Annotated in this window: 12 protein-coding genes; 8 read left to right on the forward strand and 4 right to left on the reverse strand. The window is 61.0% G+C overall.

Annotation, left to right across the window (positions count from 1 at the left end; translation table 11 throughout):
• From ftrA to OQK_RS27085, 3 genes are all read left to right on the forward strand, one after another.
• The coding region (ftrA, locus tag OQK_RS27075; protein ID WP_016775211.1) for a transcriptional regulator FtrA at nucleotides 1-938 on the forward strand (938 nt) is incomplete at its 5' end.
• 191 nt (nucleotides 939-1,129) lie between these two features.
• On the forward strand, nucleotides 1,130-1,453 hold the full coding sequence (locus tag OQK_RS27080) for a type II toxin-antitoxin system RelE/ParE family toxin (RefSeq protein WP_016775212.1): 324 nt from the start codon (nucleotides 1,130-1,132) through the stop codon (nucleotides 1,451-1,453).
• Between the two features lie 3 nt (nucleotides 1,454-1,456).
• Nucleotides 1,457-1,765 (forward strand): helix-turn-helix domain-containing protein, encoded by a 309-nt coding sequence (locus tag OQK_RS27085; protein ID WP_016775213.1) that lies wholly within the window; start codon nucleotides 1,457-1,459, stop codon nucleotides 1,763-1,765.
• Nucleotides 1,766-1,900: 135 nt separating this feature from the next.
• Here OQK_RS27085 and OQK_RS27090 read toward each other — a convergent pair whose 3' ends face one another.
• Entirely contained in the window at nucleotides 1,901-2,239 is a 339-nt protein-coding gene (locus tag OQK_RS27090; RefSeq protein WP_016775214.1) for an FKBP-type peptidyl-prolyl cis-trans isomerase, read from the reverse strand.
• A gap of 131 nt (nucleotides 2,240-2,370) precedes the next feature.
• Between OQK_RS27090 and OQK_RS27095 the strand changes: the two genes are divergently transcribed.
• Nucleotides 2,371-3,417: a M4 family metallopeptidase gene (locus OQK_RS27095; RefSeq protein WP_016775215.1), complete on the forward strand. Its 1,047-nt coding sequence runs from the start codon at nucleotides 2,371-2,373 to the stop codon at nucleotides 3,415-3,417.
• Nucleotides 3,418-3,431: 14 nt separating this feature from the next.
• Entirely contained in the window at nucleotides 3,432-3,743 is a 312-nt protein-coding gene (locus OQK_RS27100; RefSeq protein WP_016775216.1) for a protealysin inhibitor emfourin, read from the forward strand.
• Between the two features lie 21 nt (nucleotides 3,744-3,764).
• Here OQK_RS27100 and OQK_RS27105 read toward each other — a convergent pair whose 3' ends face one another.
• Nucleotides 3,765-4,073, reverse strand: coding sequence for an RcnB family protein (locus tag OQK_RS27105; RefSeq protein WP_016775217.1), 309 nt, complete (start codon nucleotides 4,071-4,073; stop codon nucleotides 3,765-3,767).
• A gap of 485 nt (nucleotides 4,074-4,558) precedes the next feature.
• Here OQK_RS27105 and OQK_RS27115 point away from each other — a divergent pair, with 485 nt between their 5' ends.
• Both OQK_RS27115 and OQK_RS27120 read left to right on the forward strand, forming a co-directional pair.
• Nucleotides 4,559-5,851, forward strand: coding sequence for an MFS transporter (locus tag OQK_RS27115; RefSeq protein WP_016775219.1), 1,293 nt, complete (start codon nucleotides 4,559-4,561; stop codon nucleotides 5,849-5,851).
• A gap of 12 nt (nucleotides 5,852-5,863) precedes the next feature.
• Complete coding sequence (locus tag OQK_RS27120; RefSeq protein ID WP_016775220.1) at nucleotides 5,864-6,634, forward strand: substrate-binding domain-containing protein; 771 nt, start codon at nucleotides 5,864-5,866, stop codon at nucleotides 6,632-6,634.
• Here OQK_RS27120 and OQK_RS27125 read toward each other — a convergent pair.
• Nucleotides 6,624-7,538 (reverse strand): LysR family transcriptional regulator, encoded by a 915-nt coding sequence (locus OQK_RS27125; RefSeq protein WP_016775221.1) that lies wholly within the window; start codon nucleotides 7,536-7,538, stop codon nucleotides 6,624-6,626. The two genes, OQK_RS27120 and OQK_RS27125, sit on opposite strands and share 11 nt — an antisense overlap.
• A gap of 250 nt (nucleotides 7,539-7,788) precedes the next feature.
• On the opposite strand from OQK_RS27125, the gene OQK_RS27130 reads away from it, so the two are divergent.
• The gene (locus OQK_RS27130; RefSeq protein ID WP_016775222.1) at nucleotides 7,789-9,597 is read left to right on the forward strand and encodes a monovalent cation:proton antiporter-2 (CPA2) family protein; all 1,809 of its coding nucleotides are present in this window, start codon (nucleotides 7,789-7,791) and stop codon (nucleotides 9,595-9,597) included.
• Between the two features lie 174 nt (nucleotides 9,598-9,771).
• Here OQK_RS27130 and hcnC read toward each other — a convergent pair whose 3' ends face one another.
• Nucleotides 9,772-11,031, reverse strand: coding sequence for a cyanide-forming glycine dehydrogenase subunit HcnC (gene hcnC / locus OQK_RS27135; RefSeq protein ID WP_016775223.1), 1,260 nt, complete (start codon nucleotides 11,029-11,031; stop codon nucleotides 9,772-9,774).
• Between the last annotated feature and the right edge of the window lie 115 nt (nucleotides 11,032-11,146).

Consider the following 11,146-nt stretch of genomic DNA (forward strand, 5'->3'; position numbering starts at 1 on the left):
CATTCGAGTTCGGCATTGCCGTCGAGATCTTCGGCCTGGCCCGGCCAGAGTTCGACTTCCCTTGGTACGAACACGTGATTGCCGCGGTCGATAAAGGCCCGATGCGCGCCATGGGCGGGATTCAGGTGCTGGCCGATGGCGGCCTGGAACTGCTCGCCGCAGCGCGCACCATCGTCATTCCGGGCTGGCGCGACCGCAACGCCCCGGTACCGCCTGCGCTGATCGACGCGTTGCGTCAGGCCCATGACCGAGGCGCGCGTTTGCTGTCGATCTGCTCGGGCGTGTTCGTCCTCGCCGCCAGCGGCCTGCTCGACGGCCACCGCGCCACCACGCACTGGCGCTACACCGGTGAACTGGCGCAACGCTTCCCGGCAATCGAGGTCGATCCGGACGTGCTCTACGTCGACGCCGGTCAGCTGATCACCTCCGCCGGCAGCGCCGCCGGCATCGACGCCTGCCTGCACCTGGTAACCCGCGACTTCGGCACGCAGGTCGCCAACGCCGTCGCGCGGCGCCTGGTCATGTCGCCACAACGCACCGGCGGCCAGGCCCAATTCATCCCCACCCCGGTCAGCCCGACACCCCGCAGCGACCTGTCGCGCGTCATGCAATGGGCCCGCGAACGCCTGCACGAACCACTGGAAGTCCGCGATCTGGCCAGTGAAGCGGCGATGAGCGAGCGCACCTTTCTACGGCGTTTCACCGAAGCCAGCGGGCAAACGCCCAAGGCCTGGCTGCAACATGAACGCCTGGCGCGAGCGCGGGAGCTGCTCGAGAGCACCCATCAACACACCGAGCAGATCGCCCAACGCTGCGGCTATCGCTCGGTGGAGAGTTTTCGTGTGGCGTTTCGCAGCGTGGTGGGCGTACCGCCGTCGGTTTATCGGGAGCGGTTTGGGCGAAGCAACAAGCTTTCGCTCCATCCCACAGCGTTTTAAGCGCTGACGTTGACGGCCAGGCCGGCAGAAACGCTCGCGGTGAAAATTGTGAAACGGAAAATGCGGCTTGCTTTATATTGATTCTGATATAACCTGAAAATCAAACGCGCACTGGCACTTCTTGCAATACAACTCACCGTCGCCGCTTACGTTCAGCTATTACGCTTTTCCTTTTGACACAGGACTAGCCGATGCCGAAACACAAGGATGTGGTGTTCGTGGGGAGCGCGTTGAAAGATCTTAAAGCGTTCCCGGTTGATGCCCGAAGAGCGGCGGGGTTTCAGCTGGACCTGTTGCAACAGGGTGATGCCCCACTCGATTGGCGCCCTATGAAAACCGTAGGACGCGGTGTCAACGAAATCAGGATCACCGAGGACTCAGGGGCGTTTCGCGTGTTTTATGTAGTCAATCGACCTGAAGCAATCTATGTGCTTCACGCCATGCACAAAACCACGCGTAAAACGGAAATCAGAAACATCGAACTGGCCCGCGCCAGATATCAGGAAATAGGTTAAGCCATGAAGGAACATCAAGACTCATCCCAACGATTTTCCAGTGTATGGGATGCATTGGAGGACACGCCTCAGGAAGCCGCCAACATGCGTTTGCGAGCCAAGCTCATGCGTTCGCTTTGCGAAACCATTCGAGCGTGGGAGCTCCCTCAAAAGGACGCGGCACAGAGATTGGGAATCTCGCAGCCGCGCCTCAATGATGTACTCAACGGGAAAATCGACAAATTCTCGCTCGATGCATTGGTCAACCTGTCAGCTGCTGCAAGGCTGGAGGTGGACATTTGCTTTCCGTCAGGCCCGTTGCAATGGGCCTGACACTGGCTCTGCGTGGCAATGTCCACCCTGCATTCCGAGTTTCGAAATCGAGGGAGTTGAATAGCATGCAACTTCGCAGCTAACCATCGACATCATCCAGCTGCACAGAAACTCCGCTGGATGATTCCTCCCCCTTCAATCCTCCCGCGTCAAAACCTCCAGCAACTCAATCTCAAACACCAGATTCGAATTCGGCGGGATCTTGCCCATGGTCCGCTCGCCGTATCCCAGATGCGCCGGTACCAGCAATTTGCGTTTGCCGCCGACCTGCATGCCCATCAGCCCCTGATCCCAGCCTTTGATCACGCGCCCAGTGCCGATTACGCACTGAAACGGTTTGCCCCGGCTCCAGGACGAATCGAATTCAGTGCCGTCTTCCAGCCAGCCGGTGTATTGGGTGGTGATCAGCGCGCCTTTCACCGCGGCTTTGCCGTTGCCTGTTTGCAGGTCGATGATTTGCAGTTCGTCTGTCATGTCGTTGGCTCTTGAGGTGTTCGCAGGCGGCGTTTTTCGCAGAATCCGGCGTCGATGGCAATCCATGGAACCGAAAACACGCCTTGCCGCTCACATGTGTATCGACATCGTATGACGACAAGGATGCTTAGATGACCGACTCTCGATTGCTGCGCAGTTTCATCCCGCCCTACATTCTCAACCGCATCATTGCCCACGGTTCCGAGCCGCAGCGCAACGCCGCGATGCAGACGCTCAATCATGTGCGCAGCCTGCTGCCCAACCCCGGCCGTCCTTCGCAGCCGCCAGCGCGGGCGATTCTGCCGGAGGCGAGCAAGCCTGGCCTGGCGCGGCGCAGCGTGCATGATGCGCAGAACAAAATGCTCTTGCCGGGCATGCCGGTGCGTCTCGAGGGCCAGCCGGCATCGGGGGATCCGGCAGTCGACGAGGCTTACGATGCGCTGGGCGCCAGCTATGATTTCTTCTGGAAGGTGCTCGGTCGCGACTCGATCGATAATCAGGGATTCGCGCTGATCGGCAGCGTGCATTACGGGCAAGCCTACGAAAACGCATTCTGGAATGGCGCGCAGATGGTCTTCGGTGACGGCGATGGCGAGATCTTCCAGCGCTTCACCCGTTCGCTCGACGTCATCGGCCATGAACTGGCCCATGGCGTCACCGAAAGCGAAGCCGGGCTGATTTATGCCAACCAGTCCGGCGCGCTGAACGAATCGCTCTCGGACGTATTCGGCGTGTTGACCAAGCAGTACACCCTCGGCGAGACCGCCGAACAGGCAGACTGGTTGATCGGCGCCGACCTGCTGATGCCACAGATTCAAGGCAAGGGCCTGCGCTCGATGTCGCACCCCGGCACGGCATACGACGACCCGATGCTGGGCAAGGATCCGCAACCGGATCACATGCGCAAGTTCGTCATCACCAGCGAAGACAATGGCGGCGTACACATCAACTCCGGCATTCCCAACCGCGCGTTTTACCTGGCAGCCCGAGCGTTTGGCGGCTTCGCCTGGGAAAAAGCCGGACGCATCTGGTACGACACACTGTGTGATGATCGTTTGAAACAGGACGCAACGTTCGACGCGTTCGCAAAACTGACGATCAACCACGCCGGCGAGCGCTTCGGCGCCGAAGCAGCCGACGCAGTGCAGCAAGCCTGGGCACAGGTCGGTATCGAATAATCCGAGGAGACCGTATGAAAACGCTACCCGAGCTGGATAAAGATTCCGTTTTGCGCGTATCTCGCCAGGGTGGCGTTGCAGCGATTCACAGCCTGAGCCGCCCACGGGAAATCGAATTTGCCCAGTGCGATATCAGTCAGCGTTCAAGGATCTGCTCGGTGCTTGAGGGTTGCCTGCCACTCGATAGCACCGAATCGGGCCGTGGGGATCAGCGCTTCTACCAGATTGAAGTGCGCTATCAGTCCGGGGAAATGGTGTTGAAGGTGCCGGAGGATCGGGCGCCTGGGGAATTAGTGAGTCTGTGGGACAAGGGAGAGCTTGTGTAAACGCTCTCCCCCGCGATCAAGCTATTTCTCGACCGGCTGCATCTCGACAATCGTGCCGTTGGTGATCATCACCATCACGTACTGGTCATTGATCTGCACCCACTGCGCCTGGTCGATAGGCGCTTTCAGACCTTTGGCTTTCCAGTTCTCCAGAGCCTTGTCTTTGCGCTGGTACATTTCCGGCGCGCGGTCGTTGACCTTCAACTGGCGGTCGCTGGTCGGCGATTGCACGGCGGGTTCGCTGGAGGTTTGCGCCGCTTGAACAATGGGCGTGATCCCGGCAATGCCCGCAACAAGGGCCAGGCTGGCGATTAGGGTTTTGCTGTTCATCGGTGAACCTTTTTCAGATAGGTAGTACCTGAACTCCGACTGCGCGGCGCGGGAAACATTCCTTGTTTTTTGCCGGAGGTGGCCGTAAGAGGCCTTGTCCGTCAGACCGCCATCGCTGGCAACTCGAATCGTCGCATCGCAGCTCCCACAGGGTCGGTGTTACACCACAGTTTTTGACCTGAGTTCCACTCCCACAAGTCTTGGCGGACGCTGATTCTCTGATCACCACCGATCCCCTGTGGGAGCGAGCCTGCTCGCGAATACGCCGGCACATCCGCCATCGTTGCCAACTGACGGAAAGCCTTCGCGAGCCGGCCCGCTCCCACAAATGCGCCGAGCACTGAAGCCATTGATCCGCCCCACGCATCAATCCATGCCAACAATGCAATTAACAGATTGTTACATCTGCGCCACCATCCACCTCAATAAAAACCGTGCGCCGCCTCTCCGTAGCGCACGTCATAAAAGCGGTGGAGTACTTTTCAATGACAGCCTCAATCCCAACCAACGGCTCGCGGGCCGGTGCCATCTTCCGGGTGACCTCGGGCAACTTCCTCGAACAGTTCGACTTCTTTCTGTTCGGCTTCTACGCCACGCAGATCGCGGCGGTGTTTTTCCCGGCGAGCAGCGAGTTCGCCTCCCTGATGATGACTTTCGCAGTATTCGGCGCAGGCTTCCTGATGCGTCCGCTGGGCGCCATCGTGCTCGGCGCCTACATCGATGACGTCGGCCGGCGCAAAGGTCTGATCGTCACCCTGTCGATCATGGCCAGCGGCACGATATTGATTGTGCTGGTGCCCGGATACGAAACCATTGGCCTGTTCGCCCCGGCGCTGGTACTGATCGGGCGACTGCTGCAAGGCTTCTCGGCCGGTGCGGAATTGGGCGGTGTCTCGGTGTATCTGTCCGAGATCGCCACGCCGGGTCGCAAAGGCTTTTTCACTGCTTGGCAGTCGGCCAGTCAGCAAGTGGCGATCATCGTTGCTGCCGCGCTGGGCTACGGTCTGAACCAGTGGATGGAGCCGCAAGCCGTGGCCGCCTGGGGCTGGCGCATTCCGTTTTTCGTCGGCTGCATGATCGTCCCGTTCATCTTCTTCCTGCGCCGCAACTTGGCCGAAACCGAAGAGTTCGCCGCGCGTAAACATCGCCCGAGCATGCGCGAAGTGTTCCGCACCCTTGGCCAGAACTGGGGCGTGGTGCTCGGCGGGATGTTGATGGTCGCGCTGACCACTACCGCGTTCTACCTGATCACCGTGTACGCGCCGACTTTCGGCAAAACCGTGCTGCACCTGAGCACTTCCGACGCGCTGCTGGTGACGCTGCTGGTGGGTGTGTCGAACTTCTTCTGGCTGCCGATTGGCGGCGCGTTGTCCGACCGTATCGGCCGTCGTCCGGTGCTGATCGGCATGGCCTTGCTGGCGCTGGCCACGACTTATCCGGCGCTGTCGTTCCTGGTGCAGGCGCCGAGCTTCACCAACATGCTGCTGTCGCTGCTGTGGTTGTCGTTCATTTACGGCTTGTACAACGGCGCGATGATTCCGGCGCTGACCGAAATCATGCCGGTTGAAGTGCGCGTCGCCGGTTTCTCCCTGGCTTACAGCCTGGCCACGGCGATCTTTGGCGGTTTCACCCCGGCGATGTCGACCTTCCTGATCCAGTACACCGGCGACAAAGCCGCGCCAGGCTACTGGATGAGCATCGGTGCCCTGTGCGCGCTGTGCGCCACGCTTTACCTGTACCGCCGTGCCGGTGGTCGTCTGCAACCTGTCGCGGCCTGAGGAATACTCGCCATGAAAAAACTCTTTACTATCACCGCCCTGCTCGCCGGTCTCGCGTTCAACTTCGCGGCCCAGGCCGAAGAACTGAGCGTGATGACCTCCGGTGGTTTCACTGCCGCCTACAAGATCCTCGGGCCGAAATTTGCCGCCGCCACCGGTAACACGCTGACCACCAGCCTCGGCCCGTCGATGGGCAAGGCGCCGGAAGCGATTCCCAACCGTCTGGCGCGCGGCGAGCACGCCGACGTGGTGATCATGGTCGGTTACGCTCTTGATGAGCTGATCAAACAAGGCAAGGTCGACCCGGCCTCCCGCGTTGAACTGGCGGATTCGCGGATCGGCATGGTGGTTCGCGAAGGCGCGGCGAAACCGGACATCAGCAGCGTCGACGGCCTGAAGAAAACCCTGCTTGATGCGCAGTCGGTGGCCTACTCCGACAGCGCCAGCGGCGTGTATATCGAGCAGCAGCTGTTCAAGAAACTCGGCATCGAAGATCAGTTGAAACCGAAAGCCAAGATGATCGCCAGGATCCCGGTCGGCTCGGTGGTCGCCACTGGCGACTATCAGTTGGGCTTCCAGCAGGTCAGCGAATTGCTGCCGGTGCCGGGCGTGAGCTTCGTCGCGAAAATTCCGGAATCGGTACAGTCGGTGACACGTTTTGCCGCTGGCATTCCGGTCAAGGCCGAGCATCCGCAAGAAGCCAAGGCCCTGCTCGCCTACCTCGCGGCACCGGCCGCTCAGGCTGACGTGCAGGCCACCGGGCTGGATTCGGTCAAGCGTTGATCGTTGGCGGCTGGACGCGCATTTCCACGACCAGCCGCTCCAGTTCCAGTGCCGCCGGGGTCAACGTGCGATCCCGGCGCTTGATGATGCCGACACTGCGCATCACCTGCGGCTCAATCAGTGGCACCCGCGTCAGGATCGGATGATCCGGCCCGGGCATCGCCATCAACGGCACCGCCGCCACGCCTAGCCCCGCCTCCACCAAGCCGATCATCGTCGTCACATGCCGCGTCTCGCAGATACTCTGACGCTGCGGCACCACCCCGCCCAAGGCCTGATCGAGCAGAAAGCGATTGCCCGAAGTCTTGTCCAGCGCGATGTAATCCTGCTGATAGAACTCGTCCCAACTGACGCTGCTGCGCCCGGCCAGCGGATGATCGCGACGACAGGCGACAACGTAGCACTCCTGCACAAGCGGTTCGAACTCGACTTTGGCATCCTGCGTGCCGAGAAAACTCAAACCGAAATCCGCCTCGCCATTGACCACCGCACTCAACACATCGTGGGCGCTGGAATCGAGGACTTTGACCTTGATCCGTGGAAACTGCTGGTGATAGCGCGCGACCACGCGGGGCATGAAGTAGTACGCCGCCGACGGCACGCAGGCGACGGTGACATGGCCCAGTCGGGTCGAGGCGACTTCGCTGATGCCGAGCAAGGCAATGTCGAGATCATCCAGCAAGCGCTCGACGCTGGGCATGAAGCCGCGCCCGGCCTGGGTCAGGCTGACCTTGCGGGTGGTGCGCTCGAACAGTTTCACGCCAAGGGCGTCTTCGAGCTTTTCGATGCGCCGGCTCAGCGCCGGTTGCGACAGGCGCACGGTGTCGGCAGCCTTGCGAAAACTGCCCTGCTCGACCACCGCGCGAAAGGCTTGCAGGTCGTTGAGGTCGAAGTTGATGGCCATGGCGTTTCCGGAAATTGATGCGCAGGGGTTATAAATGTAACCAGTTGATGCAAATTATTACAGGTCTGATGGAAGCTGCCCTTGTGGGAGCGAGCCTGCTCGCGAAGGCGGGGCATCAGTCAATGGATAGATGGCTGACCCAGCGCATTCGCGAGCAGGCTCGCTCCCACATTGGATCTCGAATGGTCTGGAGACCGCGTAACCCTTATCCTTGTCACCCCCGCCGTACCCGTAGTCAGGAGTCGTTCCAATGCCCCATGAAGGCAATCTGTTGCAAGCCGCTGTCGTGTTTCTGTTCGCGGCCGTGCTCACCGTGCCTTTGGCCAAACGTCTGCAACTGGGCGCGGTGCTCGGTTATCTGTTTGCCGGGGTGATCATCGGCCCGTCGGTGCTCGGCCTGATCGGCAACCCGCAAAGCGTTGCGCATATCTCCGAGCTGGGCGTGGTGTTGCTGCTGTTCATCATCGGCCTGGAGCTTTCGCCGCGCCGCTTGTGGGTGATGCGTAAATCCGTGTTCGGCGTCGGTCTGGCGCAGGTGCTGTTGACCGCATCGGTGATCGGCGTGCTGGCGCTGTCGGTGTTCGGCCAGCCGCTGAACAGCGCCATCGTGCTTGGCCTCGGTCTGGCGCTGTCCTCCACGGCCTTTGGCTTGCAAAGCCTTGCCGAACGCAAGGAACTGACCAGCCCCCACGGGCGTCTCGCGTTTGCGATTCTGCTGTTCCAGGACATCGCGGCCATTCCGCTGATTGCCTTGGTGCCGATGCTCGCCGGCGTCGATCACCACACCAGCACCGCCGACGATATCCGTCACAGCTTGCAGGTGCTCGGCGGCATTGCCGTGGTGGTGATCGGCGGGCGGTATCTGCTGCGTCCGGTGTTCCGCGTGGTGGCAAAAACCGGGCTGCCGGAAGTGTCCACCGCCACGGCGTTGCTGGTGGTGATCGGCACGGCGTGGCTGATGGATCTGGTCGGTGTGTCGATGGCGCTGGGTGCGTTTCTCGCCGGTCTGCTGCTGGCGGATTCGGAATACCGGCATGAGCTGGAAGCGCAGATCGAGCCGTTCAAGGGCCTGCTGCTCGGGCTGTTTTTCATCAGCGTCGGCATGGGCGCCAACCTCAGCCTGTTGTTGAGCGCGCCGATCACCGTGTTGGGCCTGACCCTGCTGCTGATCGGTCTGAAGTTGCCGCTGCTGTTCGTCGTCGGACGTGTGGCAGGAGGATTGAACAAAATCAGCGCAATTCGCCTCGGCATCGTCCTCGCTGCCGGCGGTGAGTTTGCCTTCGTGGTGTTCAAGATCGGTCGCGATCAGGGCCTGTTCGAGCCGCGTCTGTACGACCTGCTGGTGCTGACCATAACCCTGTCGATGGCGCTGACGCCGTTGCTGCTGTTGATTTGCGCACGGCTGGTCAGCCCGAAAGTGCAGCCGGTGGAAGTGCCGGAGAAATTCCGCGAAATCGACACCGAAGCACCGCGCGTGGTGATTGCCGGCATGGGCCGGATGGGGCAGATCGTGGCGCGGATTCTGCGCGCGCAGAACATCAAGTTCGTTGCGCTGGACACCTCGGTGGAAACCATCGAACTGTCGCGCAGCTTCGGCGGTGTGCCGGTGTTCTATGGCGACCCGATGCGCCCGGAAATCCTTCACGCGGCGAAGGTTGGCGAGGCGGAGTATTTCGTCATCGCCACGGACGATCCGGAGACCAACATCAAGACTGCCGAAGTGGTGCACAAGCACTATCCGCACATGAAAATCATCGCCCGCGCGCGTAACCGTCAGCACGTGCATCGCCTGGTGGATGTCGGCGCGGAAGCGATTCGTGAGACCTATTATTCGAGCCTGGAAATGAGCCGGCGCACGCTGGTCGGCCTCGGTCTGACCCAAGCCCAGGCCGAGGCGCGGATCAAGCGTTTCAAGCATCACGACGAACAGGTGCTGGAGGTGCAACACGCCGTCTACGACGACGCCGCCAAAGTCCTGCAGACCGCCCAGGAAGCCCGGGCGGAACTGGCCAAACTGTTTGAATCGGATCAACTCGAAGAGGAAGCGCGCAAATCCTGATGCATGCGAATTCCCTGTAGCTGCCGAAGACTGCGATCTTTTGATTTGATTGTTCCCACGCTCCGCGTGGTAACACAGCCCGGGACGCTCCGCGTTCCACTTCCCGAGCTGGAACGCGGAGCGTCCCTTGATGCATTCCCACGCAGAGCGTGGGAACGATCATGTGGGAGAGAATCAGGCCAGTTCCAGCGCGGGCACTGGCTCGACGGCTGCAACCGCAAACCGATCCGCCAGAAACGGCGTGATATCCAGCGGCAGCGGTTCGTCATTCACCAGTTTATCCAGCAACACCCCGGTAATCGCCGACGTCAGAATGCCGGTGCGGAAGTGCCCGCAAGCATTCAGATAACCCTCGACCCCACGCATCGGACCGAGAATCGGCAACTCATCCGGTGAGCCCGGACGCAGTCCCGCCCAGGTGCGTTTCAGGTTGACGTCCGCCAGCTCCGGCAGACAGCGCACCGCGCCCTGCACCAGCCCGGCGATTTCCGGGTAGGTGGTGGTGACGTCGAAGCCTTTGTCCTCAGTGGTGCTGCCGATAAGGATTTCGCCGTTGTCCTTCTGCGCCACGTAGCAATCGCTGGTAGTCAGGCAGCCATTGAGGATTTTCGGCATGCGCTCGGTCAGCAGGATCTGCCCTTTCACCGGTTTCACCGGAATACGAATCCCCGTGGCCCACTCACTCAGATCCGCCGCCCAGGCACCGGCGGCGTTGATCAGCGTCTTGCAGTGAAACACGCCCGCTTCTGCCGTCTGCACGCCGGTCACGCGAGTGCCGTGATGCAGCACGCCGGTGACGTTGGTGTTGAAGAAGATGTCGACGCCGTTCTGCCGCGCACCTTCCATGTAGGCATCGGCGAGGCGGAACGGACTGACCTGATGATCGCAGAGAAACTCCAGCGCCCCGCGCGCCTCATGGCTGACACTCGGTTCAGCCGCGCGCAACGCCGCCTGATCGAGCCAGCGCACTTGATCGGCCAGATGCGGAATGCAGCCGACGATGTGCTCGGCGTAGAGCCGGTCTTCGTCGTCATAGATCACGAATTTCAATCCGGTCTTCTCGAACTTGCAATCCATGCCGTGATTGTCTTTCAGCTCGCGGTGTAACGCCGGATAGAGCGCGTTGGACTGCAAGGCAAAATCGAAGAAGGATTCCGGCAAGATATGCGGGGTACTGGCGTCGACCGCCACCGCTGCGCCCTGGGTTTCGCGCTTGCGGTTGGCCGACATCATGCGAAAGAAAATCACCCCGCAACCGAGGCCGACCGACTCGCCGATCGCCCATAAACCACCCGCCGAAGCACGGGTCGCGTTGCCGGGGCGCTTGGCGTCGATCAGCGCAACTTTCAGATCTTTGCGCTTGGACAATTGGTAGGCGCAGGAGGCGCCGATCACGCCGCCACCGGCAATGACCACGTCGTAGAACTTACTCATGGCAAGCGCCCTCCGTGCCGAGAGACTGGAACGCGGAAAACGGTACCGGATCGATTGGAAAGCGTGGGCGCAGCCAACCGACATCCTGACGTCCGGTGGCCTGGCGCAAGCGATC

The sequence above is a fragment of the Pseudomonas sp. R62 genome (assembly GCF_000257605.1).
Classification (GTDB): domain Bacteria; phylum Pseudomonadota; class Gammaproteobacteria; order Pseudomonadales; family Pseudomonadaceae; genus Aquipseudomonas; species Aquipseudomonas atacamensis.